This window comes from Niallia taxi (assembly GCF_004005475.1).
Classification (GTDB): Bacteria; Bacillota; Bacilli; order Bacillales; family Cytobacillaceae; genus Niallia; species Niallia taxi.
In genome coordinates, this window is the sequence record NZ_RZTZ01000011.1 from 41,752 (window position 1) to 65,948 (window position 24,197).

Genomic DNA, 24,197 nt, shown 5'->3' on the forward strand with positions numbered 1-24,197 from the left:
ATAAAACAGCCGTCATATCTAGTATTGGCGGCTTGAATAACTTTACTGGAGGATGTTATGGATATGAATTTGATTAATCCTATTCTGGTTGAGTTCCTTTATAGGAGTACAATTGAAAGCCTGCCGTCAACAATGCGAGAAATATACCGATTCATTGAATGCGAAGAGGATGAATTAGAAAGGATGGCAGTTAATGAAAGCCACTTTATTAAACTAATGAATGAAAAATCTCCTATAAGAAAAGCGGCAGAGCATTTTTCACTGAAGGTACCACATATTAAAGCAGTAATTAATCAAGCTCAAGGAGAAATTGACCGGACAATGATAGAGAGATACAAACGAATAAAATGGATAGATATGACAGATTACAAGCCAGCAGCCAAAAATAAAATAAAAAGCAAATGGTCGTTTGTTTTTGTGAATTAATACATCTACATAAAATTTGAAAAAGAGGGCGATGAGAAATGAAAAAAATACCTGTAACAGTGCTAAGTGGCTATTTAGGTTCAGGGAAAACGACCTTGCTTAATCATGTGTTAAATAATCGAGAAGGGCTGAGGGTAGCGGTTATCGTTAACGATATGAGTGAGGTTAACATAGACAGTGAAATCATCCAGACAAAAGGTGGCTTTTCGAGAACAGAGGAAAAGCTTGTTGAAATGTCTAATGGTTGCATTTGCTGCACATTACGAGAAGACTTGTTAGAAGAGGTAGAAAGCCTTGCTAAGCAAGGAGATATTGATTATATCCTGATAGAATCTTCAGGCATTAGTGAACCAATTCCTGTTGCGCAAACCTTTTCCTATATTGACGAGGAGCTGGGGATTGATCTTACGAAATTTTGTGAATTAGATACAATGGTAACAGTTGTGGATGCTAATCGGTTTTGGCATGATTATGAATCAGGAGATTCCTTACTAGACAGAAAAGAAGCAGTTGGCGAGGATGATGAGCGTAATATTGCAGACCTTTTGATAGACCAAATTGAGTTTTGCGATATTCTGTTATTGAATAAATGTGATTTAGTAACAGAGGAAGCAATTGAAAGCTTAGAAAAGGTTTTAAGAAGCCTGCAGCCCGAGGCAAAAATTATTCGTACAGTAAATAGTTCAATAGATATTAACGAAATATTACATACCAATTTATTTAATTTTGAGAAAGCGAGTCTTTCTGCTGGGTGGCTGAAGGAGTTAAACGCAGGACCTGCACAACATACGCCAGAAACAGAGGAATATGGAGTGGGCTCCTTCGTTTATTATAGCAGACGGCCATTTCATTCAGAACGCTTTAATTCATGGTGCGGACAAATGCCCATGCAAATAGTCCGTGCAAAGGGGATTGCATGGTGTGCATCTCGTAATAATATAGCTATCCTTCTTTCACAAGCAGGTCCTTCTGTGAAAGTCGAGCCTATTTCCTATTGGGTTGCATCCCTCTCTAAAGACAGGCAAGAGGAGATAATGAAAACAAACCCCCAATTGATCGATAGCTGGGACAATGACCATGGTGATCGACACACAAAATTAGTGTTTATTGGAATGGATTTAGATGTCGATTTAATCAGAAAGGAATTAGATGAGTGCTTATTAACAGAGGACGAATATGCCGATGACTGGTCTGCACTAGGTGACCCATTCTACTGGGAAATTGCATAAGGCACAGAAGTTAAACAAAATGTAACCTATCTAAACATGAATAATAAATAATTATCATCTACCCCTGAAACAATGGAGCTTTGGATTATAAATAAAATAAGGCTTCAAATCGTTTCACTGCGCGCACGTACTCGCGCTTTTAGCGGGCAAAGCTTGAGTCTCCGCGGCTTCGCCTGCGGGGTCTCATCCTTTCCACTATTTCCTGCAAGAGTCGAGTGGCCTCCTCTCCATTCCACTACGATATTTAAAACCAAAAACATTAAAATCCGAACGATTAACGATTAAATAGTCGGGTTTGTTTCAGAGCTACAACCTTATTTCTCAGCCCCTGTTTTCCACTTCGGTTAATAGCAGCATGCTATTAGATCCATTTTTATTCTTCATTTGGAGTGTGCTTCTCCTAAGCCTTCTAATAATTAATTTGAAAGTCCTTACCCTTACAGATAACCTAAACATGAATTTATAAATGGAATCTCCCTAAATTGTTTCGGATAAATCTAAGGTAGAAATAATTTTGTCCCAGTTGCTCTAAGCTTGCATAGGTGGAGGGTGGAACAAAACGCTGCCATATCGTATAATACGTTATAATGCTATGGTATTCGCTTACAATACATGGAAACTCTTTAGATGGAAGAAATTGTGGTGAAACTTTTTACTTCTTTTTTACGTATAATTAATAAAGGGATTAATAGTGAATATAAAGTGGTGGTTATGGAGGTATGTACCAAAGTATAATTTTCCGAAATTATTGGGTGTATCCCATTTTCTCACACTCTCCATCTTATTTAATTTACTAGACCAAAAATGGTACACTTGTAAATGATAAAAAAATTCATATGGAGACGGATATAAAAGATAGAGGTTGGTGTTAAAAATAAAAAATTTAAATATGAACAAAGACACAAATAAACAATATTTATCCTTCTTTTTTGCTGCAGTGTTTCTGCTATGGATGAAAACATATGTGGTACAGCTGACGCAATTTGATTTAGGATTAGGTAATTCACTTCAGAAATTTTTGCTTTTCTTAAACCCGCTTGGTTCATCCCTTTTATTTCTGGGGTTAGCCCTGACATTTAAAGGAAGAAAAAAATATGTTGTGCTAATTGTTATTGATTTTGTCCTTTCATTCCTGCTTTATGCGAATGCACTGTACTATCGCTTTTTTAATGATTTTATTACATTGCCGACACTTACTCAAACGCAAAACTTCGGAGATGTAAGCGGAAGTATCTATTCATTATTAAAGCCATTAGACTTTTTGTTTTTTATTGACAGTGTGCTGCTAGTTTTATTGCTTGTTTTTAAAAGGGTGAAAGTTAATGTGAAGCCCGTCGGTTTTAAACAAGGTTTAAGTATTTTCGGTATTGCCTTAGGAATTTCAGGCATGAATTTGGCATTAGCTGAAGTAGACCGTCCTGAGTTATTGACAAGGGGATTTGACCGGAATTATATTGTTAAATATTTAGGGATGTATAATTATACCATCTATGATGCAGTGCAAAGTACAAAGGCTTCTGCTCAGCGTGTGCTTGCAGATACAGATGATATGGCGGAAGTTATTAATTATACACAATCAAATTATGCAGAACCAAACGCTAAGTATTTTGGTGTTGGAGAGGGCATGAATGTTATTTATGTCCATATGGAATCCATTCAAAATTTCATTATTAATTATGAATTGAACGGGGAAGAGGCAACTCCATTTCTTAATTCCTTGACAAAGGATGAAAACACATTGTACTTCGATAATTTCTTCCACCAAACGGCCCAAGGAAAAACAGCAGATGCTGAATTTATGATTGAGAACTCCTTATATGGTCTTCCGCAAGGCTCTGCTTTTACTACGAAAGGCTTGAACACCTATCAGGCAGCTCCTGGAGTATTAGGTCAGCTTGGTTATACGTCGGCTGTATTTCACGGAAATACTGGCAGCTTTTGGAATCGGGATGAAATTTATAAATCGTTTGGATATAACAGCTTTTATGATTCAAATTCCTATGACATGAATCCTGAACAGCTGGCAGACTATGGTTTAATGGACAAACCGTTTTTCGAGCAGTCTATGCCGTACTTGAGTTCGATGAGCCAGCCTTTCTATACGAAATTCATTACAGTGACAAATCATTATCCTTTTACAATGAAGCAAGAGGAAGCAACAATCGCACCAAACAATACTGGCAATAAGGTTGTAGATAACTACTTTCAAACAGCACGTTATGCCGATGAAGCGATGGAGCAGTTCTTCGCAGACCTGAAAGAGAAAGGTCTATACGACAATTCGATTATTATTATGTATGGTGACCATTATGGTATTTCAGAAAATCATAATGCAGCAATGGAAAAGGTGATCGGTAAAGAAGTAAATTCCTATGAAAGTGCCGGACTCCAACGAACTCCACTTCTGATTCGGGTGCCAGGAATGGAAGGCGGAACAATGCATCAATATGCTGGTCAAATTGATCTTCTGCCAACATTGTTACATTTGTTAGGTGTTAATACGAAGGATTATATCCATTTTGGGACAGATATTCTCTCAGAAGAGCATGACGAAGTAATTCCATTCCGAAATGGAGAATTTGTCAGTCCTGAATTTACATTAACAGATGGTAAATACTATGATTCCAAAACAGGTGAGTTAATTGATGATGAGAAATTACTCGAAAAAGCGAAGGATTATCAAGCAAGTGTGGAGGAAACATTAAGACTTTCCGATAAGGTAGTTAATGGGGATTTATTGCGCTTTTACACACCGAAGAGCTTTACTCCGATAGATCGTTCTGACTACAATTACAGTAGTATCCAAAAATAATAAAGTGCTGCACTCTGATTGGAGAGAAACCAATGTAAGGGTGCAGTTTTTTTAGGATTAACAGTAAAGGGGTTTCTTTATGAAGGATTATTTTACAATTGGCGAAGTGTCCAAACTGTTCGATATTAAAGTGGCGACACTCCGTTATTATGATGAAATAGGGTTACTGCATCCAGCCTATATGGATGAAAAAACAAACTACCGTTATTATTCGACACAGCAATTTGAACGGTTAAATTCAATTAAATACTTAAGAGCATTGGATTTACCTATCAGCAAAATTATCGATTTTTTTGCACTCCGAGATATTGATTCTCTTGTTAGTATGCTAAAGGAGCAAAAGGAGGAAGTGGCAAAGAAAAAAAGAAATCTGGAGATAATGGAAAAGAAAATCTCTCATCGGATTTTGCAAATAGAAGATGCTGTCCATACACCACTTGACGAGATTATGGAGATAAAGCTGCCTGAGATGCGATTAGCTTACTTAAGACATCAATATGTGCTTGGGGAGGATCTTGAGCACCCTATAACAGAACTAAGAAGTAATTTCGGCATAAACGGGGGCGTATTTTTAGGGAAGATAGGAATATCCATTTCAATGCCTCAATTAGAAGCTGCCAACTTTGCTACATATTCAAGTGTGTTTATGGTTTTAGAGGAGGGAGATCAACTCGATTCTGCCTCTATTACGATACCTGAGAGAGAGTATCTTAGAATTCGCTTTAAAGGTACCCATATGGAGGCCGCCTATCATTATAAAAGATTACTTACTTATATGAAGGATTGCGATTACAAACTTATTGATGATTCAATTGAAATTACGATCATTGACTCTGGTTTAACAAATGACGTAGAAAAATATGTAACAGAAATATTGCTGCCATATAAAAGATAATTTTTTTCTTGACCCTCTAGTTACTGGAGGGTTTATTTTTAATTTTAGGTTCATTAAAGTTCGAAAGGGGAAAGGACATGTTTGGAACGTTTTTTAATGTCGGAATGATTATAGCAGGCAGTATTATTGGCAGCATTTTTAAAAAAGGGATTAAGGATGAATACCATTCCATTCTCATGCAGGCAATGGGGTTAGTTGCAATGGGATTAGGCATAAATGCTATCGTACAGCATTTGCCTTCAAGTAAATATCCAGTCCTCTTTATTGTCAGTCTTGCAATTGGAGGAATTATCGGTCAAAAGCTTGACTTAGAAACAAGATTCAATGCCTTAGTCAATAAATATTCAAAAGGGAATTTAGCAGAAGGTTTATCTACAGCCATTTTATTATTTTGTATAGGATCATTGTCCATTTTAGGACCTGTAGAAGCAGCACTTAAAGGGGATTATACATATTTGCTTGCAAACGGAATGTTAGACGGCATAACATCCATTGTTTTAGCCTCAACATTTGGAATTGGCATAGCAGTTGCTGCTATTGTCCTTTTTTGCTGGCAAGGCTCCATTTACTTAATAGCGCTCTTAATGGAAAACTCCTTAAGCAATGCCCTACTAAATGAAATTACTATTGTCGGGGGGATATTAATTCTCGCTTCAGGCTTAAGCATATTAGGAATAAAAAAATGCAATACCCTTAATCTTTTGCCATCCTTGCTGATTCCGCCATTAGTATTTCTTATCATGCATGTATTGCACTTATAGACAAGTAAAGGCTGCCATTTGGCAGCCTTTTTTTTGTTATCGAGACTAAAAACAAACGGAAAAGAATATCAGGAATCACACTGTAGCATAATAAAACTACTCTTTATTTTTAAATGTAAATATTGGCGAAAAAAGGAGGGAGAATATGTCAGTAATATCAACAGAGCAAGCCAGGAAATATGAAGAAATAAAGGAGGCGCAAGAAGCAGTCTTCGATCTTTGGAATGAATATTGGCTAGAGTATTCAGCTTTTAATACATGGCAATTTTGGTTTAATGTATTGATGATTATTCTGCCATTAATCATACTGTGCCTATTTATTGATCGAAAAAGATTGTTTTTGCTGCTTTTCTTTGGATTTAATATACATGTGTGGACCGCTTATATCGATAGTATGGCAACAAGAGCCAATTATATGGGATACCCGTATAAAGCAATTCCAACACTTCCGATTCATTTTGGAATGGACAGTTCGTTAGTTCCAGTGCTCTTTATCTTTATGTACCAATATACGCTCAAAAAGAAGGCTAACTTTTACCTGCATTCCTTATTACTAATTGCCCTTATTTCCTTTTTGTTAAAGCCATTTTTTGTGGAAATTCATTTGTTCTATTTAAGTAAGGGAACTAATTACTTTTATATTTTCTTAGGCTACGTACTAATAACAATTGTGTCAAAGGGAATAGTGGAATTCTTCCTGAGATTGCAAAGCAAATCAGAGCTTCCAAACACAAAAACTTGAGTAATTATTTAAAGGTGGATACTATGAAATATCAAGAAGGTTTGCGGCTAATTGATGAAGCTAACGATAAAATTACAGAAGGAAATAGTATGATTGTGGATGCCATCCTTCACGCCTTTTTATTTACATGGCAGTGGTGGATCGCTGTTGGCATGATTATTATCCCATGGTCAGTATGGCTTTTTATTCGTGATAAAAATAGTTCAGGCAGATTATTTGCTGGTGGCTTATTAGTAATGGTTTTGTCTGAAATATTGGATACCATTGGAGTAATGTTTGGGAGCTGGTCCTACCCAATAAAGGTTTTTCCGGTTGCATCAATTAATTTTTCTTTTCGGCTTTCGGTGTTGCCTGTTGTTGTCATGCTTTTGCTGCAGTTTAAACCAAAGATAAATCCGTTTATTAAAGCGATAGGGTTTGGGGCTTTTGGGGCATATATAGGCTTACCGTTGCTTAGTATGATTGATTTATATAAAAAGCTCCAATGGCAGTATACATACTCCTTTATTATTCTGACGGTTTTTTATTTGTTGAGCCACTTCGTTGTTTATAAATGCAAATTTAATGAAATCAATAATGAAATCAAGCAAGAATAAAAAAAGGGAGCCCGTTCGGAGTCCCCTTTTTTCATTGTTATGAGGTTTTTAAAACCTTTTTACTGCCAGCAACCTTCTCTTCCTTCACTAATAGTATGCCTACAAGGCCGAATAATGAGAATATCACAGGAACGATAAAGCCGTAATGATAGCCTAGACTGATTGACTCCTTCGGAAAGAAGTCTAATACATGGCCAAAAAAGATTGGCAATAACACAGCACTTAAAAAACCACCCATATTCGCAAAACCTGTTACAACACCTACTTCTTCTATTGGGAATGACTTGCGTACAATGGCAAATGTTAAGGCGCTTGCGCCATTACCAAATCCTAAGATGAAGAGCATGAACAATACCATTAAGAAAGGCGGGCTTGTGTTTAAGCTGAATAATCCAACCCAGCCAATAATGACAACTAGATGGACAATTGTATATGTTTTTTTTATTTGACCGGTTCTGCTGGAAAACCAGCCGAGGAATGGTCCGCCAATCATTGTACCAATTAATGCGTACATCACAATTTGGCTCGCACTAGAGCGTGTTAAATCAAAGACATTCATGCCATAAGGTACAGCCCATGAACCGATAAAGCCAACATAGGTTCCCACTACGCCAAAGTGACAAAGAAAGGTTGCCCAAGCCTGTTGGGTAGTTACAACACGCCGGAGAATGCTCCAGACGCTTTCCCTTCTAACAGGCTTTTCCGGTTTTGATGGAGTATTTTGTTTGAATATTCTCCTAGACTTGGAGATTAATACGAAATGAAGCATGAACGAGAACAAAATTAGAATGATACTGACGCTTAAAAAAGGAATCCTCCAGCCAGCATTCGTAATCCACAAGGAAAAGGGCAGTGTCGCAGATAACGAACCAATGCCGCCGATAAGTGCAACGATTCCCATCAATTTAACAAATTCATTTCCTTTAAACCATTCATTAAGTATTAATACTAAGTTTACAAAAATAGCAGCATCCCCAACTCCGACTATAAAACGGGATATGATTAGTACATATTCATTAGGTGCGATACTATAAAAAAGACTTCCGACTCCTGTGAGCAAAGTACCAATGATTAGAAATCGGTTTGGTCCAAAGCGATCTGATAATAGGCCAACAGGAATTTGCAATCCTGCATATGCTAAAAACTGAATACTGCTTATCATTCCAACTGTTGAGGCTGAAATATGAAAATCATTCATGATTTGCTCCGTAATAAGTCCTGGAGCAGTTCTTTGACTTACGATTAAGAAATAGGCAAACAAGACGGCGCTAAATACAATCCATCTATAACCACTTTCCTTTTTGTCCAAGCCCAAGCTGATGCGCCTCCTCTTTCATATATCGATCTGTTTTCGGACTGAATTTAAGTCCACTTCTTTCATTTTAGTATTAAAGAAACGGAAGAACAACTACAAATAATGTAAACATCCTAAAAAAGGAAATTAATTGCTCGAAAAAACGCCTTTTTTAAAATATAGTTTATTTTGAAAAAATAGGTCTTTCCTACGTGAAAATAGAGAAAGTTCATTCCGATATTAGTGTATAGGAAGGGGTTTTCACATGTATGTTGAGCAACTAATTGAAACGGTTAATGCTAAGGTAGAAGAACTGGATTTAGTAACTGCAAGAAAGCTAATGGAGGATAATATAGATTATTTGAAGAAAAACGAAAGAAAATTAAAGAAAAACGGCAGAGAACTTCTGAAGTTTATTACAGATTCTATTGAATCAGGTTATCAGCATCCAACACGGCACGAGTTAGCTATCTATAATTCCATCAATTCATATGCTTCTAAGTTTGATGTTAGGGGCTTAAAGCTGCTCATTCAAGGTAATGAACAAACATTATTGAAAAAAGCAGCCAGAAGTTATTTAAATGGCGATGCAAAGGTATTGCTAGAAGGCTTAGGTGCAATAAGCAAGGAATAGGAAATAGGGAGCGGCTAACTAAAGCATCTCCCTTTTGTTTTGTTTCATGAGTAGAGTATAATTTATTCACAAAATAGATTTAGGAGTGCATCTAATGAAATGTGGAGCAAAATGCTTTTTTGTGGAACTGGAGAAAAATGGAGAGAAGCTTGTAGTGCCAATTACAGCAAGGACGCCTGTTGCTGCAAGAATACGGGCAAGCTGCTAATATTATTTCGGTTCGTACAGATAAGAGGAAATAGCTTTTTCATGGAGAATAAATGTATGAAGTTACCATTTTATGTAGAATAGTTTCATACATCTATATAGAGCTAGAAGGAAAATGAAATATGATGCACCAAAAAGATGTGGAAGAATCACTATTAAATTTACCGATTCAGAAAATTTGAAGGGAGACAATAATGGAAAAAGATCAGGCTTTTTATGACTTTATTAAGGATGGAAATCGTGCTTTCAAGGGCTGGGACTTTTCCTTTTTGACCGAAACAGGGCGTACATCCAGCAATGTGCTTTCATGGTCGTATGGAAGTATGGCAATACCGCTAACCCGCAATACGGATTGTATGCTTGACATGGGTACAGGTGGTGGTGAATTTTTATCATTACTTCACCCATTATCTGCAAACGTTTTCGCAACGGAAGGCTATGGGCCGAATGTAGCAATTGCTAAGGCGCGCTTAGAGCCATTAGGTGTTCAAGTTACCTTTATAGAAGACGATAATAATCTACCATTTGCTGATAATCAATTTAGCCTTATACTTAACAGACATGAATCGTATTCTCCTTTTGAGCTGAGAAGAATATTAAATAAGCATGGAGTTTTTTTAACACAGCAGGTTGGTGGATCTGATTGTTCCGAAATAAATAAAGCCTTAGGTGTTCCTGTAAATGGTGAATTCTCTGAATGGAACCTCCAATTAGTGACGAAAGAGTTAGAAAACCATGATTTTCAAATATTGTTTGCGAAAGAGGAATTTCCAGTAACTCGTTTTTATGATATTGGTGCATTGATTTATTATCTTCATGCAATTTCCTGGCAGGTTCCTGGATTTAGTGTTACAAAATACGAACATAAATTGTTTGACATACATCAAGATATCCAGAAAAATGGTTACTTTGAGGCTAGGCAGCATAGGTTTATCGTGAAGGCTCGGAAAATATAACGTAAATTGTAGAGAAGTTCAAGGCAGTAAAGCTCCTTGTTCTTTTTTTGTGCTCCAAAGAATTTATCATTATGGTAAAATACAAAAAAAGCCAATTTGGAGGGGATAAGATGTTCCTACATAAAATCAACGCTGACCTATCATTAAAGCTAATCCAGCTTAACGATGCTGACCGTGTTTTTGAGTTAACGGAAGAATCGAGAAGTTATTTGCGAGAATGGCTGCCATGGCTTGATACAACAACAAAAGTAAAGGATACAAAGGACTATATAAAGTTTTGTTTAAAGGGATTTTCAGAGAATAATAGTTTGACTACTGTCATTCTTTTTAAAGGGGAAATTGTTGGAGTTGCAAGCTTTAACAGTATTAACTGGTCAAATAAGACAGCCTATATCGGCTATTGGTTAGGGCATGCCTATCAAGGAAATGGCATTATGATAAATGTTGTAAGAGCATTAACTGACTATGCTTTTCAAGAGTTACAATTAAATAAAGTCGAGGTAAGAGCCGCATTAGGAAATAAAAAAAGTAGAAGTATTCCTGAGAAGCTGCAATATACGGAGGAAGGCTGCATTAGAAAGGCAGAATGGCTTTATGATCATTATGTGGACCATGTTGTGTATGGTGTTTTGGCAGAGGAGTGGACCCGCTAAGAAAGGAAGTGTGGTTGCCCATGATAGAAATACAGGAATATAACGACTGTTGGGAAGTCTGCTACAATTTAATCGAACAGATTTTACAGGATAACTTAAAGAAAGATATTCTTCGCATCGAGCATGTTGGCAGCACTTCTGTTAAAGGGTTATGTGCTAAACCTATTCTAGATATAGATGTTGTTATTGAAAATATCGCCATTTTTCCTGAGGTGGTAGCGGTTCTTGGCGCAATTGGTTATTTCCATCAAGAGGAGTGGAGCTTTGAAGGGAGAGAAGCCTTCGGACGAAGGGATGACCTTGTCCCGTGGACTGCTGATAAACATAAACAAATTTGGATGGAGCATCATCTTTACGTTTGTACAAAGGACAGTGAGGAATTGACAAGACATCTGGCCTTTCGCGATTATCTCCGTTCCAATGAGAAGGAAGCGGATGAATATGGCAAATTAAAGCTTTACTTGGCAAGGACATCAAAAACCCGTCAAGCTTATACAGCAGGTAAAAATGAGTTTGTATCAAGTATTCTAAAAAAGGTATTAAGGAGCAAGTAATGAACGAAATAATATCTCGTATTATGACAAAAAAGCCTGGAGTAGATGAAATGGACATAGGTGCTGCTGAAGAAAAGCTCGGTGCAGCTTTTCCTGTACAATTTCATCAGTTATATAATCTGGTTAATAATGCAGAAATTGGAGAGTGGCTATTATTTCCCATTAAGGATAGGAATAATGTAAAAAAGACATGGGACGACATTGTCAGACAGAATATCGAGGCACGAAAAGAAGGGCTTGCAGAAGGATGGATTGTTGTTGGAGAAGATGGCACAGGCGATAAGTTATGCCTGAAATCAAGCACTGGTCATATGGAAGAACCAATTTATGTTTGGTATCATGAGGATGGTCAAACAGAACGGATTGCTCAAAGCTTAATGAGCTTTATTATGCTTCTGTCACAAGAGGAATAAAGAAAGGATGTGCCTATATGGGCACATCCTTTCTTGTACATACAAGTTATTCTTTATTATCAACTATCACTAATTCATCATGGTCCTTTCTGGACATATTTTCTGCGAAAACTAGATTAGTGTGCAGTCTATAAGTAAAATCTGCGGCAGTTGGCTCAAGCTTATCTGTAATCAAGTAAGAAAACGGAAGCTCGACTTTCTCCTCACTGTTTATGACTCTGGACATCAGAATGGTTGTGACCTCTTCTACAGTTTCTGTATGACCATTTTCATATTCCTTCACCAAAGTGCATTCCAATCTTTTTATTTTGCAGCTTTTACGTCCCCCTTGAATAAAGAAATGGCCTTTAACAAGCTCTCCGTATGCAGCTGATTGCTTTGATAAAGAAAGATCGACAGAAGGGGAACCAGTTTTTAGTAAATTAGTCAATAAAGTTAACAAACTATAATCCTCCAGTCCTATTTTTAATAGGATATTGTTTGATTTTATATACGCGGACATTAGCGGTTTGCTATGCCGTAATACGCATTGTTGGCTGTATTTCTAATGGTATCATTGTAACAAAGAATATGCTTCTTGTAATAAAGAAATATGAGCAAACAAATATCGTTGTCTTACACACTCCAATTATACGTCTTCTACTCTAATAATATAATATATTTTTGTACATTTCGATAGCTTGTTTAAATTACTGTTCTCCTCCTTAATGGCTTAGGTTAATGTTTTGTTTCATGATTTTTTCTTCCACCCGCTTTTCAATTTTTTCTACTAGGTTTCGATCCTTAAGAAGCTCTTCCTTATTCTTTTTGATCAATTCATACAAGTTCAATTTTAGCTGTCTTTTCATAACAATCCTCCTCATTATTATTGATTTTTTGTCCACCATGTGTAAAAACAAAAAAAACCTTCACCGATGACGGTAAAGGTTTTTGGATAAATAAAAGACCTTTACACATTTACATGTAAAGGTCTTGCTAACAACTTATCAGTTGCCAACAAAGCCGAGAGTTTGCACTCTGTAATGACGACTTTGCTGTAAAAGCTACTCCCCTTTAGGGATATTCGAAATATTATATATCTATCATAATAGAGGAAGAGGATTTAGTCAAATGAATGAAGAATATAAAAAAACTTATTTCCTATATATATATGGGAAATAAGCTTTTTTAATTGTTTGTACTTTTTATGCTAAGTTACCGGCAACTTCATACTAGGGAGGGAAGGGGAGTGGTACAAAAAAAGTTGAAGCTGTAATGGATAAATTTAATTCCATTTATAAGGACAAAGGTTTCGATGTATGGGTTAAGGAAATTTATAGTAAAATTTTAAAGAGATATAGAAAATAATAAAAAGAAATTAATTTGCAAGTCAGACTGCAAACATAAGAAAATAGTTAATTGTGTACATATATGAAGTTATGTAGTACTTAAATTGTCAGTGTGATTAGTAAAATAATAATTGTCTGTAATTTTCATTCAATAACGGACTATTATTCTCAGTTCATTTTTTTTTGCAATGGTAGAGGTTCAGCTAGCAGAATTTTGACACAAATCGAAAAATGGAGAATTTCGTCAGACTATCATTTAAAAGTAAAAAAAGTATGAAGGTTTTATAAAGTTATTTGGTGGGAAGTAAGATAAATAGAATATATTTTCGTATAAAAAAAGTCTAATGAGGACTACTCTCATCAGACTTTTTGCATTTTTTTAGAGTAAATTCAAATCGAAAATCGTTAAAATTTGAGTAATTTTGTTGACAAAAAAATTCAAAGAGACTCTATTGACTCTAGTTCCAAAAAAGGGTTGAATAGTGTTTAGACACAACATATTGAGATATATTTATAAAAAACATCTGTATTTAGTAGCCCTTGTATGTTTTAAGGGTATAGGATAGAATATTGCTTTTGCCCCTATTCTATCAAAAATCTTAAGGAGGGAATAATTTTGTTTATCGTGTTTGACAGTAAAACCGGGAATGTGCGCCGCTTTGTCCAGAAACTAGGGCTGCCAGAACATAATTTAATAGAACTAAAGGCTGGACTTAAAGTCTATGAACCTTTTATACTATTAACTTATACAACTGGGATGGGGCAGGTTCCTCAAACAACATTAGACTTCCTTAAGGCAAATCATACCAATCTTTATGCAGTCGTATCGAGTGGTAATAAAAATTGGGGGCAAAACTTTGCTTTAAGTGCAAATAAGATATCAAATATGTACGGGGTACCGATTCTTCATAAGTTTGAGATGAGCGGCATGCCCGAAGATGTGGAGATAGTTAGGGAAAGGGTGCAAAATATTAGCTATGAGACACATAGAATTAAACAACGAAGTGACACAGCTTAACGAAAAAGGTTTCTTCCGTCTGGAGAAGGATAAGGAGGCAGTTGCTGAATTTCTAGTATCCGAGATTGAGCCGAAATTGATTCGTTTTGAATCCGTGGCACAAAAATTTACTTATATGGTGGAAAAAGATTTTTATTATCCGCAGGTGCTTGACCAATACAGCATAGCAGACATTGAAGACATCACAAATGCTGTTTATAACTATGAATTTAAATTCCAGTCTTATATGGCAATTTCGAAATTCTATAAAGATTATGCCTTGAAGACAGATGACAAAAAAAACTACTTAGAAACATACGAGGATCGCATTATCATCGTTGCACTATTCTTAGGACAAGGTGATGCTGCGAAGGCGAAGAAAACTGCAATCGCAATGATTGAGCAGCGCTACCAGCCAGCTACACCAACATTCTTGAATGCAGGCAGAAGCCGCCGCGGAGAAATGGTATCCTGTTTCCTATTGGAAATGGACGATTCCTTAAATTCCATCTTCCATAATATCAATACATCTGGTCAGCTTTCGAAAATAGGCGGCGGTGTTGCCCTTAACCTTTCGAAGCTGCGTGCACGTAATGAACAAATCAAAGGCATCGATAATGCAGCTTCAGGCGTTGTGCCTGTTATGAAGCTGTTAGAAGACACATTCTCCTACGCTAACCAGCTTGGTCAACGTAAGGGTGCAGGTGCTGCTTACTTGAACATCTTCCATTGGGATGTTGTAGAATTTTTGGATACAAAAAAAATAAATGCCGACGAAAAGTCACGTATTCAAACACTTTCCATCGGTTTAATCGTAGAAAACAAGTTCTTCCAATTAGCGAAGGAAAACAAAGACTTTTATGTTTTTGCACCGTTCAGTGTATTTAAAGAATACGGCGTACATTTAGATGATATGCGCATGGATGAAATGTATGACGAGTTAGTAGCAAATCCGAAAGTGAAAAAGCGTGTCGCTATGACAGCACGCGAAATGATCACAAAGATTGCCCAAATCCAGCTGGAATCAGGCTATCCATACTTTATGAACAAATCCAATGCAAACAAAGCGCATGCGCTTAAAGATATTGGCCAGATTAAAATGAGCAATTTGTGTACAGAAATCTTCCAACTTCAGGAAACTTCTGAAATTACCGATTACGGTCAAGAGGATATTATTCGCCGTGATATCAACTGTAATTTAGGCTCGCTTAATATTCCTAATGTGATGCAGCCTGGTGATGTGTTCAGAGATTCTGTTCATGTTGGAATTGAAGCTTTAACAACCGTTTCAGATATTTCAGATGTGCAAAACGCACCATCTGTTAAAAAAGCGAATGAAGAACTGCATGCGATCGGTTTAGGTGCGATGAACCTGCACGGATATTTATCGAAAAACCGCATCAGCTATGAATCTGATGAAGCAAGAGACTTCACTGCGACGTTCTTTATGATGATGAACTATTACTCCATTGAAAAAAGCATGATGATTGCTAAAGAACGAAACGAAACGTTTAAGGACTTTGATAAATCTGAGTATGCAAAAGGCACTTACTTTGCAAAATATAAAGAAGTGAGCTATGCACCAAAAACGGATAAAGCGAAGCAATTATTCGAAGGTATCTATATTCCTACTTGTGAAGATTGGGCTGAACTAGCTGCTTTAGTACAAGAATATGGTATGTACAACGCTTACCGTTTAGCTGTTGCACCGACACAATCTATTGGTTATATCCAAAATGCTACTGCATCTGTAATGCCTGTTGTTAACCAAATTGAGTCACGCACATACGCAAACTCAACGACATATTACCCAATGCCTTATATGGATGAAACGAATTTTTGGTTCTATAAATCAGCGTTCGATATGAACCAATTTAAGGTTATGGATTTGATAGCGGCAGCACAAGAGCATGTTGACCAAGGTATCTCAACAATTCTTTATGTAAACTCAGATGTTTCTACAAAGGAATTGGCACGCTATTATATTTATGCAAATGAAATCGGCTTAAAATCACTATACTATACACGCACACGTAACTTGGCGATCGACGAATGTATCGCTTGTGCAGTTTAATGGATAGAACACGGGGAGCTGCGTCTCCCCCTTTATTTTTGGGTACACTGGGGGAAAGAAAATGACTAAGTATGCTGTTAACTGGAATCAGCATGAAGATGATTACACACAAATGTTTTATACACAAAACACGAGACAGTTTTGGCTGCCGGAAGAAATCAGTCTTTCATCTGATAAAAATACTTGGGGCGAATTGTCGCCAACAGAGCAAGACACTTACATGAAAGTGCTTGGCGGTTTGACATTGCTTGATACAGAGCAGGGCGGAGAAGGAATGCCGCTGATCAGCATGCATGTAAGCGGCTTGCAGCGTAAAGGCGTACTGTCTTTCATGGGGATGATGGAGCAAATCCATGCGAAATCTTATTCTACGATTTTTACAACGCTTGCTACAGAGGAAGAGATTGACCAAGTATTTGATTGGGTTCACAATCATCCTCAATTGCAGAAAAAGGGCAAGCTTATCTCTGAATATTATCAGAAGCTGTTCAAGCCAGAAGTAAGCAAGTATGACTTGTACATGGCTACAGTTGCTTCTGTTTACTTGGAATCTTTCTTATTTTATTCTGGCTTCTTCTATCCATTGTTCCTAGCAGGACAAGGGAAGCTGACAGCATCTGGCGAAATAATAAACTTAATAATTCGTGACGAAAGTATTCACGGTGTTTATGTTGGTTTAATAGCTCAAGAGCTATACGGCCAACTGACAATTGAAGAACAAGAGCGTGCAGCAAAAGAAAGACTTGACCTAATCGAAACACTCTACCAAAATGAGTTAGGATATACGCAGGATTTGTACGAAAAAATCGGCTTAGTGGACGAGGTTAATAAATTCATCCGTTACAATGCCAACAAAGCGTGCATGAATCTTGGCTATGAAGCAGTATTTGCATCAGAAGCAATCAATCCAATTGTTGAAAATGGAATGAAAACAGATACGAAAAACCATGACTTCTTCTCCGTTAAAGGAAATGGTTATGTTAAAGCAACGAAGGTGGAACCTTTATCAGATGATGATTTTGTGTTTGACTGGAAAACAAACGAGTAATGACAAGACCAGCTTCTTTTTGGAAGCTGGTTTTTTATTTGGGGGCAGGCCCGGTGGACTCTCTTACAAGCAGTGTGGCAGGCAGAAGAATTTCTTGATTGGCTGTTTCTTTATTATTGATTCTCCACAATAACTGTTCAACCGCTCTTTTTCCGAAAAGTTCAAGATCGATGTCCATTGTTGTGATTTTCGGTGTGGCAAGCTTTGATAGTTGCCCATTATCAAAATTAGCAACGGAAATATGTTCAGGGATTTTATAGCCAGATTGCAACAGATACGAGCTGACAAGAAACCCTAAGCCGTCATTAACACAAAACCAGGCAGTTGGCTGTTTAGACACGCGTTTCATCGCTACTTTAACACTGACCTCATCTTCCTCAATGTCTGTAAGTATCACACTGTCATCTTTATTTAGTCCATATTGGTTTAATGCAAGCTGGAATCCCTCCAATCTTTCATAATAGCTTGGAGAAATAGAAATATTGCCAACAAAGCCGATCTCCTTGTGCCCTAATTTCACCAAATGTTCTACAGCGATAAATGCGCCAAAACGATTATTTGTTAATACTGCATCTGCGTTGATGTGAGGATGATGATGATCAACTAACACTGCCGGAATGCCTGTAGAGATAATTTTTTGAATATATTCTGTTCTCAAGTGGGACAGGATTAAGACTCCATCAACCGCACCATTAAGTATAAAGGAAGGTAACTCAAGTGACTCAATGGCTTCTTTGCTTATCGATTGGATCATCAAGCTATTGTTTTGACTAGTTATCTCTTTTTCCATACTTAAATAAATTTCCCCGAAGAAGCCTTTAAGTGAAAAGGCATAATCAGAGGCAATTAGCGCAATTTTTATTGTTTTGCCGTCAGAGCTATAATGATAATTTTTGCGAAGAGGCAAATATTCATAGCCTAGCTCTCTTGCAGTTGTTTCTACTAAATGCCGTGTTTTTTCACTTACTCCCGCCTTTCCTGTTAATGCTTGCGAGACGGAATTTTTTGAGATATTTAATTGGTTTGCGATATCTTGCATCGTAATTTTTTTTGTCATAAACTCATTCCTTTAACTAATTGAAAACAATATTATTCATAATACTACCATACATGACAAAATAATGTCATGTTGAAAGGATTTATCCTTATTATTAGTGTAAATTAACTATGTTTTATATCAAATATGTAGTCCAAATATAGCGTTGAATTATCTAAAGGATAATGTAATAATTTTAGTTGTAACGTTACAATAATTATATTTAATAGTTAGTAATTTATTTTGTAATTAGGAGGTTGACCTTACTGGAAAGGACTTTCACATGAAGTTTTCTGGAAAAGTAATGAAATATGAACGGGGTGATATCATGAAGAAAAAACTTAATAAAGTGGTGTCTTTAGTGGTGGCAGCAACAGTTTCGGTGTCGGTTTTAGCAGGCTGCAGCGGGGGAGGTAAAAAAGATTCTGATAAGAATGGAGTCACAACGATAGATTTTTGGGCTGCACCAAATCCTCCACAGCAAGCATATTGGAAAGAAATGGCCAAGGAATTTGAAAAGGAAAACCCTAAGATTAGCGTGAATGTTAGCGCTATCAAAGAAAGTCCTTCATCAGAAGCCAGCATTCAATCGGCAATTGCTGGGAAAAGTGCTCCTACTATGTCTGAAAATATAAATCGTGGATTTGCTGCACAGCTTGCTGAAAGTAAAGCGCTTGTGCCTCTCAATGAATTAGAGGGCTGGGAAGATATTTTAACAAATCGGAACATGACAGAAACAGTTGAACCGTGGGAGTTCTCTGATGGAAATCAATATGTACTGCCTATTTACTCTAATCCGATGCTATTTGGCTGGAGGCTGGATATTTTAAAAGAATTGGGAATGAATGAGGCTCCTAAAACATATAGCGAAATGCTTGAAGCTACAAAAAGGCTGAAGGCCAAGTATCCTGATAAATTTTTGTGGGCCAAGCCAGACTTAGCTGATCCGACAGCGTGGAAACGCTGGTTTGATTTCTTTATGCTGTATGATGCTGCTTCAGAAGGAAATAACTTCATTGAAGGAAATAAGCTAGTTGCAGATGATAATGCCGGACTACAGGTATTGACCTTCATGGAAAATCTGCGTAAAGAAAATGCCTATTTATTAAAAACAGTAACAGATCCTTTTGAAACAGGTGTGGGAATCTTCACTGACATTGGTCCATGGACGCTGGCATATTGGGAAGAAAAGTTTCCGAAAATGGTGTACGGAGAAACATTTACACTTGCACCGCCGCCTGTTCCAGATAATATGAATACAGAAAATGTAAGAACATTTGCGGATACTAAAGGATTAGTTATCTACGCATCAGCAACAAATCAACAAAAACAAGCAGCAATGAAATTTATCAGTTGGGTATATTCAAACCCTGAGCACGATTTAAAGTGGCTTGAACAAACAAATCTTCCTCCTGCACGGGACGACTTAGCTGAAAATGAAGCTTTTACAACATTTTTTAGTGAAAATCCTGCCCTGCAGCCGTATGCGAATGCTGTGCCATTTGGAATTCCATCTATAGACAATCCAAAATATAACGAACTGCAAACCTTTATTGGCCAACATGCTGTCAATCCAATTGTAAAAGGAAAAACTACTCCAAAAAACGGGTGGAATGACATGAAGAAGGCAATAGAGGGAGGGCTTTGATTTGAGAAATCACAATGGGGTGGGCTGGCTGTTTGCCAGTCCGTACCTCCTCTATGCCATCTTATTTTTTGCGATTCCGTTAGTATGGTCCTTTTATTTATCGACAACTGATTGGAACTTAATATCACCAGAATACAATTTTAAAGGAATTGCTAATTACTTCGATGTGTTCCGGTCTCCTGGTGTACAAGCAGCATTCCTTGTTACCTTTAAATTTATGGCTGTGTTTGTGCCATTGGTTATCGTCATGTCCATGATTGTTGCGGCAATCGTTCATGGACTCCCAAAATTTAAAGGTATCTTTCTAATCGGATTTTTCCTACCGTATTTAGCATCTGGAGTAGTGTCATCCTTTATCGTTAAAGGATTGCTTTCATATAATAGTCCCCTTAACACAACTCTCAGAGGAAAGTTTGGCATGGATATCGATTGGCTTGGTTCTCCTTTTGCTGCATTATGTGTAGTCGCAGTTATCATCGCTTGGAAATTCACTGGTTATTATGCGTTAATACTTACCTCTGGATTTGAAAGTATAAATGCTGAAATATATGAAGCAGCAGCAATAGATGGTGCGAATGCTTGGCAGCGTTTCTTTAAGATAACACTGCCAATGCTATATCCAGCAATTTATACTGTTGTGATTTTGTCTATTGGTGTTACATTCGGAATCTTCACAGAAGTATATCAATTAACCGGAGGTGGACCGGATTATGCAACAAATACGTGGCAAATGGAAATCTTCACACAAGCCTTTAAGAATTTGCAGGCTGGTTATGCATCTGCAGTAGCAATTGTTGCTTCTGTTGTTACGTTTTTATCCATCTTTGTTATAAGAAAACTATTAGAAATGTGGGGAAAGCGCAATGGTTGGGTCTAATAGAAAGGGTATATTGCTCCGCTATATAGTCGCAAGCGTGCTTTTATGCATGATGGTTTTTCCATATTTGTATATGGTGATGAGTTCATTTGCCGTGTGGGATCAAGTGGACCAAAGTTTGATGCCAACTAAGTTCACATTACGCTCATATGAATGGCTGTTCGGTGGAGGTGATGTGTCTGTTCCAAGGCCATGGATACGTGCTTTCTTCAATAGTGTCATTGTTTCTGCAGGATCAACTGCACTCATGATGGTCACTGGTGCGGTTGTTGCATATGCATTAGCTAAAATGAACTTTAAAGGACGTGAAACAGTCGATAACATCATCCTATTTCAAATGTTTTTCCCAGCGATAATTTTGTTAGTACCATCATTTTTGATTATTCAAAATGCAGGGTTGTATGACACTTACTGGGCGATGATTATTCCGAAAGCAATGAGTTTATGGGCTGTGTTTATGTATACGAACTTTTTTCGGGCCATTCCAGATACTTTTTTAGAAGCAGCAAAGCTGGACGGCGCAGGCCATCTGCAAATCTTGTGGAAAGTAGTGCTGCCGATGTCAAAATCAATTACAACGGTTGTTTTTCTGTTCTTGTTTATGGAAAGATGGTCAGAATTATTATGGGATATGCTTGTCATTAAGAGTGATAATATGCTGACGCTAAATGTGCTGCTATCGCAAATGTTTGGGCCATATGGCGGTTATCCGGGACCGATGTATGCTGCCTCTGTATTATTGACGTTACCTATTATAATTCTGTTCCTCTTCTTTACGAAAAAATTCCAAGAGGGTATGCAATTCACATTAAAATAATGGTTGCAAAATGATTATAGAGGAGTCGACCGATGACGAACCAACATATACAAACATGCAAAGAATTGTTAGCGGCATTTCAGAATAATCCTCAGACAACTAATCCTGAAAAGCTAAGATTTACAAATGATGATCATAAGGATATATACAATATTACAGCACCATTTAAGGACGACGGAAAAGGAACCATTGCAGGAAGAGTTGAGTCACGGGACAGCGAGGAATCAGAAGTACACTTCTTTACGGAAGAAAATGGGGTATGGAAACAAAAAAAAGATACCCCAATATTTAAGCTACAAGATCCTTTTGTGACTAAAATTGCCGGAGAGCTCATTTTTGGAGGAGTCGAAACTTTTTCCCACCCAACAAAGAAACATTCTTTAGGTTGGCGGACTATTTTAATGAAAGGTAGCACAATAGCTAACTTAAAACAATTTGCGATAGGACCTGATGGCATGAAGGATATACGATTAGTAGAACTACTAGACGGTTCTATCGGTATGTTTACTAGGCCTCAAGGGGAAAAGGGCGGCAGAGGCAAAATAGGATTTAAACGGTTATCTTCCATAGACAAAATAACAGTGGACGAAATAGAAAATACACCATTGCTAGAAAATCAGTTTGTGGATAATGAATGGGGTGGAGTTAATGAGGCTCAAGTGCTGTCGAACGGAAAAGTTGGTGTATTAGGACATGTTGCCCGATTTGATAAACAAAAAAATCGACATTATTATCCGATGGTGTTTATGATTGACCCTGAAACTGGCTATTATTCAGATATGAAGATAATAGCAACAAGGGCTAATTTTCAGAAAGGACCATGTAAACGAGCAGATTTACAAGATGTAGTTTTTAGTGGCGGATTAATCCGAAAACCTAACAAAACAGCAGATTTGTATGCAGGAATTAGTGATGTAGAAGCGCAAAAAATAACAATTCCAGACCCTTTTTTTCAATATGAAACCTAAGGAGGTTATGAGATGAAAATCTATCGTTACGAACAAAATCCATTGCTAACACCTCATGATGTAAAGCCGTACCATGAAGGATTTGAAGTAATAGGTGCATTTAATGCGGGGATAACAGTGTATCAAGAAGAGATAATAATGCTCGTTCGGATTGCAGAAAGACCGTTATGTGATAATCCTAATATTGTAAAAGCACCTGTCTATAATTCTTGCACAAGTACACTGGAAATATATGAATTTCTTAAGAGTGATTCAAGGTATGATTTTTCAGATCCTCGCGTAATAAGAAAAACAAATCAAGAAAAGTGGTCCTATTTAACCTCTTTATCGTATTTAAGAATTGCCCGCAGCAAAGACGGGCGTCATTTTACTATGGATAATGAGCCATTTATTTATCCATCTAATAAATTAGAGTCATTAGGAATTGAAGATCCAAGGATAACAAAAATAGAGGATTCCTATTACATTTACTATAGTGCTGCATCCCAAGTCGGTGTTGGCGAAGCAATGGTTTCAACAAAAGATTTTAAAGAAATACATTATCATGGGATGATTTTCGCACCTGAAAATAAAGATGTCGCTATATTTCCTGAGTTGATAAATGGAAGGTATTATGCACTCCACAGACCGGTTCCGTGTAGCAATGCATCACCCGAAATTTGGATTGCTGAATCTAAAAATTTACTTCATTGGGGAAATCACCAGCATTTACTTGGTACAAGAACAGGGAAGTGGGATGCATGCAGAATTGGAGGAGGTGCAGTACCATTTAGGACAAATAAAGGCTGGTTAGAGTTGTATCACGGCGCAACAGAAGACCACCGTTACTGTATGGGTGCTGTTTTACTAGACATTAATGATCCTGCAAAGGTTATTGCTAGATCAGAATACCCATTAGTAGAACCAGAGGAGGAATACGAAACAAATGGATTTTTTGGCGGAGTTGTGTTTTCATGTGGTGCCCTGGTAGAAGAAGACGTTATCAAAATGTATTATGGAGCTGCAGATACTTCCATGGCATGTATTGAAATGGATGTAAAGGAAGTTTTGGACTCTTTGACGTATTACTAAGTTTAAAGTGGCTGTGACATAAGTATGTGAATCTGCGTTAAAAACGAACTGTTTAACCAACTGTTGATTAAACAGTTCGTTTCTTTTTTTGTTTTTAGTTTTAATACAATAGTTAAAAATCTCAGTGAAATGGAGCGGAGGACACTCGACTTTTAAGGGAA

At 37.1% G+C, this 24,197-nt stretch carries 24 protein-coding genes; 20 read left to right on the forward strand and 4 right to left on the reverse strand.

Annotated elements, in window-relative coordinates:
• The first annotated feature begins 57 nt into the window (after positions 1-57).
• The 7 genes from EM808_RS20850 to EM808_RS20880 all read left to right on the forward strand — a co-directional run bounded on the left by EM808_RS20850 (position 58) and on the right by EM808_RS20880 (position 7,461).
• Complete coding sequence (locus EM808_RS20850) at positions 58-426, forward strand: hypothetical protein (RefSeq protein ID WP_127740399.1); 369 nt, start codon at positions 58-60, stop codon at positions 424-426.
• 38 nt (positions 427-464) lie between these two features.
• On the forward strand, positions 465-1,655 hold the full coding sequence (locus EM808_RS20855; RefSeq protein WP_127740401.1) for a GTP-binding protein: 1,191 nt from the start codon (positions 465-467) through the stop codon (positions 1,653-1,655).
• An 889-nt stretch (positions 1,656-2,544) separates the two neighbouring features.
• Positions 2,545-4,467, forward strand: coding sequence for an LTA synthase family protein (locus EM808_RS20860; protein ID WP_127740595.1), 1,923 nt, complete (start codon positions 2,545-2,547; stop codon positions 4,465-4,467).
• Positions 4,468-4,546: 79 nt separating this feature from the next.
• Positions 4,547-5,362 (forward strand): MerR family transcriptional regulator, encoded by an 816-nt coding sequence (locus EM808_RS20865; protein WP_127740403.1) that lies wholly within the window; start codon positions 4,547-4,549, stop codon positions 5,360-5,362.
• Positions 5,363-5,439: 77 nt separating this feature from the next.
• Positions 5,440-6,123 carry a DUF554 domain-containing protein gene (locus EM808_RS20870; protein ID WP_127740405.1) on the forward strand — a complete coding sequence of 228 codons (684 nt, stop codon included), beginning with the start codon at positions 5,440-5,442 and terminating at the stop codon, positions 6,121-6,123.
• A gap of 145 nt (positions 6,124-6,268) precedes the next feature.
• The gene (locus EM808_RS20875; RefSeq protein ID WP_127740407.1) at positions 6,269-6,865 is read left to right on the forward strand and encodes a CBO0543 family protein; all 597 of its coding nucleotides are present in this window, start codon (positions 6,269-6,271) and stop codon (positions 6,863-6,865) included.
• A gap of 23 nt (positions 6,866-6,888) precedes the next feature.
• Positions 6,889-7,461, forward strand: coding sequence for a CBO0543 family protein (locus EM808_RS20880; RefSeq protein WP_225314712.1), 573 nt, complete (start codon positions 6,889-6,891; stop codon positions 7,459-7,461).
• 37 nt (positions 7,462-7,498) lie between these two features.
• Here EM808_RS20880 and EM808_RS20885 read toward each other — a convergent pair whose 3' ends face one another.
• Positions 7,499-8,770 carry an MFS transporter gene (locus EM808_RS20885; RefSeq protein WP_127740599.1) on the reverse strand — a complete coding sequence of 424 codons (1,272 nt, stop codon included), beginning with the start codon at positions 8,768-8,770 and terminating at the stop codon, positions 7,499-7,501.
• A gap of 250 nt (positions 8,771-9,020) precedes the next feature.
• Here EM808_RS20885 and EM808_RS20890 point away from each other — a divergent pair, with 250 nt between their 5' ends.
• The 5 genes from EM808_RS20890 to EM808_RS20910 all read left to right on the forward strand — a co-directional run bounded on the left by EM808_RS20890 (position 9,021) and on the right by EM808_RS20910 (position 12,172).
• Positions 9,021-9,389 (forward strand): hypothetical protein, encoded by a 369-nt coding sequence (locus EM808_RS20890; protein WP_127740409.1) that lies wholly within the window; start codon positions 9,021-9,023, stop codon positions 9,387-9,389.
• 401 nt (positions 9,390-9,790) lie between these two features.
• The gene (locus tag EM808_RS20895; protein ID WP_127740411.1) at positions 9,791-10,552 is read left to right on the forward strand and encodes a class I SAM-dependent methyltransferase; all 762 of its coding nucleotides are present in this window, start codon (positions 9,791-9,793) and stop codon (positions 10,550-10,552) included.
• A gap of 110 nt (positions 10,553-10,662) precedes the next feature.
• Positions 10,663-11,205: a GNAT family N-acetyltransferase gene (locus tag EM808_RS20900; protein ID WP_127740413.1), complete on the forward strand. Its 543-nt coding sequence runs from the start codon at positions 10,663-10,665 to the stop codon at positions 11,203-11,205.
• 20 nt (positions 11,206-11,225) lie between these two features.
• On the forward strand, positions 11,226-11,759 hold the full coding sequence (locus EM808_RS20905; protein ID WP_127740415.1) for a GrpB family protein: 534 nt from the start codon (positions 11,226-11,228) through the stop codon (positions 11,757-11,759).
• Entirely contained in the window at positions 11,759-12,172 is a 414-nt protein-coding gene (locus EM808_RS20910) for an SMI1/KNR4 family protein (RefSeq protein WP_127740417.1), read from the forward strand. The genes EM808_RS20905 and EM808_RS20910 overlap by 1 nt, the downstream gene beginning before the upstream one ends.
• A 46-nt stretch (positions 12,173-12,218) precedes the next feature.
• Here the strand turns inward: EM808_RS20910 and EM808_RS20915 are convergent, their stop codons facing one another.
• Both EM808_RS20915 and EM808_RS20920 read right to left on the reverse strand, forming a co-directional pair.
• Positions 12,219-12,614, reverse strand: coding sequence for a sporulation protein (locus EM808_RS20915; RefSeq protein WP_164849736.1), 396 nt, complete (start codon positions 12,612-12,614; stop codon positions 12,219-12,221).
• Between the two features lie 262 nt (positions 12,615-12,876).
• Positions 12,877-13,020, reverse strand: coding sequence for an FbpB family small basic protein (locus EM808_RS20920; protein WP_127740421.1), 144 nt, complete (start codon positions 13,018-13,020; stop codon positions 12,877-12,879).
• A gap of 1,096 nt (positions 13,021-14,116) precedes the next feature.
• Between EM808_RS20920 and nrdI the strand changes: the two genes are divergently transcribed.
• From nrdI to nrdF, 3 genes are all read left to right on the forward strand, one after another.
• On the forward strand, positions 14,117-14,518 hold the full coding sequence (gene nrdI, locus EM808_RS20925; protein ID WP_127740423.1) for a class Ib ribonucleoside-diphosphate reductase assembly flavoprotein NrdI: 402 nt from the start codon (positions 14,117-14,119) through the stop codon (positions 14,516-14,518).
• Positions 14,478-16,571 (forward strand): class 1b ribonucleoside-diphosphate reductase subunit alpha, encoded by a 2,094-nt coding sequence (nrdE, locus tag EM808_RS20930; RefSeq protein WP_127740425.1) that lies wholly within the window; start codon positions 14,478-14,480, stop codon positions 16,569-16,571. Before nrdI ends, nrdE begins: the two co-directional genes overlap by 41 nt.
• 61 nt (positions 16,572-16,632) lie before the next feature.
• A complete protein-coding gene (gene nrdF, locus EM808_RS20935; RefSeq protein ID WP_127740427.1) occupies positions 16,633-17,619 on the forward strand; it encodes a class 1b ribonucleoside-diphosphate reductase subunit beta in 987 nt (328 codons plus the stop codon).
• Positions 17,620-17,653: 34 nt separating this feature from the next.
• On the opposite strand, the gene EM808_RS20940 is transcribed toward nrdF, so the two are convergent.
• Positions 17,654-18,676 carry a LacI family DNA-binding transcriptional regulator gene (locus EM808_RS20940; RefSeq protein WP_127740429.1) on the reverse strand — a complete coding sequence of 341 codons (1,023 nt, stop codon included), beginning with the start codon at positions 18,674-18,676 and terminating at the stop codon, positions 17,654-17,656.
• A 307-nt stretch (positions 18,677-18,983) separates the two neighbouring features.
• Between EM808_RS20940 and EM808_RS20945 the strand changes: the two genes are divergently transcribed.
• Genes EM808_RS20945 through EM808_RS20965 form a run of 5 tightly spaced genes read left to right on the forward strand, consistent with a single transcriptional unit; the run spans position 18,984 to position 24,036 of the window.
• Positions 18,984-20,303, forward strand: a complete 1,320-nt coding sequence (locus tag EM808_RS20945) for an ABC transporter substrate-binding protein (protein WP_127740431.1) — start codon at positions 18,984-18,986, stop codon at positions 20,301-20,303.
• A 1-nt stretch (position 20,304) separates the two neighbouring features.
• Positions 20,305-21,180 (forward strand): carbohydrate ABC transporter permease, encoded by an 876-nt coding sequence (locus EM808_RS20950; RefSeq protein WP_127740433.1) that lies wholly within the window; start codon positions 20,305-20,307, stop codon positions 21,178-21,180.
• Positions 21,167-21,997, forward strand: a complete 831-nt coding sequence (locus tag EM808_RS20955) for a carbohydrate ABC transporter permease (protein ID WP_127740435.1) — start codon at positions 21,167-21,169, stop codon at positions 21,995-21,997. The genes EM808_RS20950 and EM808_RS20955 overlap by 14 nt, the downstream gene beginning before the upstream one ends.
• Before the next feature lie 32 nt (positions 21,998-22,029).
• Complete coding sequence (locus EM808_RS20960; protein WP_127740437.1) at positions 22,030-22,965, forward strand: MTP-1 family protein; 936 nt, start codon at positions 22,030-22,032, stop codon at positions 22,963-22,965.
• A gap of 12 nt (positions 22,966-22,977) precedes the next feature.
• Entirely contained in the window at positions 22,978-24,036 is a 1,059-nt protein-coding gene (locus EM808_RS20965) for a BtaManbiosPhlase (RefSeq protein ID WP_127740439.1), read from the forward strand.
• The last annotated feature ends 161 nt before the right edge of the window (positions 24,037-24,197 follow it).

Coding starts and splice junctions, on each gene's coding strand:
- EM808_RS20940 (WP_127740429.1), bottom strand. CDS start 18,676: ATGACAAAAAAAATTACGATGCAAGATATCGCAAACCAATTAAATATC.
- EM808_RS20850 (WP_127740399.1), top strand. CDS start 58: ATGGATATGAATTTGATTAATCCTATTCTGGTTGAGTTCCTTTATAGG.
- EM808_RS20860 (WP_127740595.1), top strand. CDS start 2,545: ATGAACAAAGACACAAATAAACAATATTTATCCTTCTTTTTTGCTGCA.
- EM808_RS20865 (WP_127740403.1), top strand. CDS start 4,547: ATGAAGGATTATTTTACAATTGGCGAAGTGTCCAAACTGTTCGATATT.
- EM808_RS20905 (WP_127740415.1), top strand. CDS start 11,226: ATGATAGAAATACAGGAATATAACGACTGTTGGGAAGTCTGCTACAAT.
- EM808_RS20955 (WP_127740435.1), top strand. CDS start 21,167: ATGGTTGGGTCTAATAGAAAGGGTATATTGCTCCGCTATATAGTCGCA.
- nrdF (WP_127740427.1), top strand. CDS start 16,633: ATGACTAAGTATGCTGTTAACTGGAATCAGCATGAAGATGATTACACA.
- EM808_RS20870 (WP_127740405.1), top strand. CDS start 5,440: ATGTTTGGAACGTTTTTTAATGTCGGAATGATTATAGCAGGCAGTATT.
- EM808_RS20890 (WP_127740409.1), top strand. CDS start 9,021: ATGTATGTTGAGCAACTAATTGAAACGGTTAATGCTAAGGTAGAAGAA.
- EM808_RS20960 (WP_127740437.1), top strand. CDS start 22,030: ATGACGAACCAACATATACAAACATGCAAAGAATTGTTAGCGGCATTT.
- EM808_RS20920 (WP_127740421.1), bottom strand. CDS start 13,020: ATGAAAAGACAGCTAAAATTGAACTTGTATGAATTGATCAAAAAGAAT.
- EM808_RS20945 (WP_127740431.1), top strand. CDS start 18,984: ATGAAGAAAAAACTTAATAAAGTGGTGTCTTTAGTGGTGGCAGCAACA.
- EM808_RS20855 (WP_127740401.1), top strand. CDS start 465: ATGAAAAAAATACCTGTAACAGTGCTAAGTGGCTATTTAGGTTCAGGG.
- EM808_RS20875 (WP_127740407.1), top strand. CDS start 6,269: ATGTCAGTAATATCAACAGAGCAAGCCAGGAAATATGAAGAAATAAAG.
- EM808_RS20910 (WP_127740417.1), top strand. CDS start 11,759: ATGAACGAAATAATATCTCGTATTATGACAAAAAAGCCTGGAGTAGAT.
- EM808_RS20880 (WP_225314712.1), top strand. CDS start 6,889: ATGAAATATCAAGAAGGTTTGCGGCTAATTGATGAAGCTAACGATAAA.
- EM808_RS20900 (WP_127740413.1), top strand. CDS start 10,663: ATGTTCCTACATAAAATCAACGCTGACCTATCATTAAAGCTAATCCAG.
- EM808_RS20895 (WP_127740411.1), top strand. CDS start 9,791: ATGGAAAAAGATCAGGCTTTTTATGACTTTATTAAGGATGGAAATCGT.
- nrdE (WP_127740425.1), top strand. CDS start 14,478: ATGAGACACATAGAATTAAACAACGAAGTGACACAGCTTAACGAAAAA.
- EM808_RS20965 (WP_127740439.1), top strand. CDS start 22,978: ATGAAAATCTATCGTTACGAACAAAATCCATTGCTAACACCTCATGAT.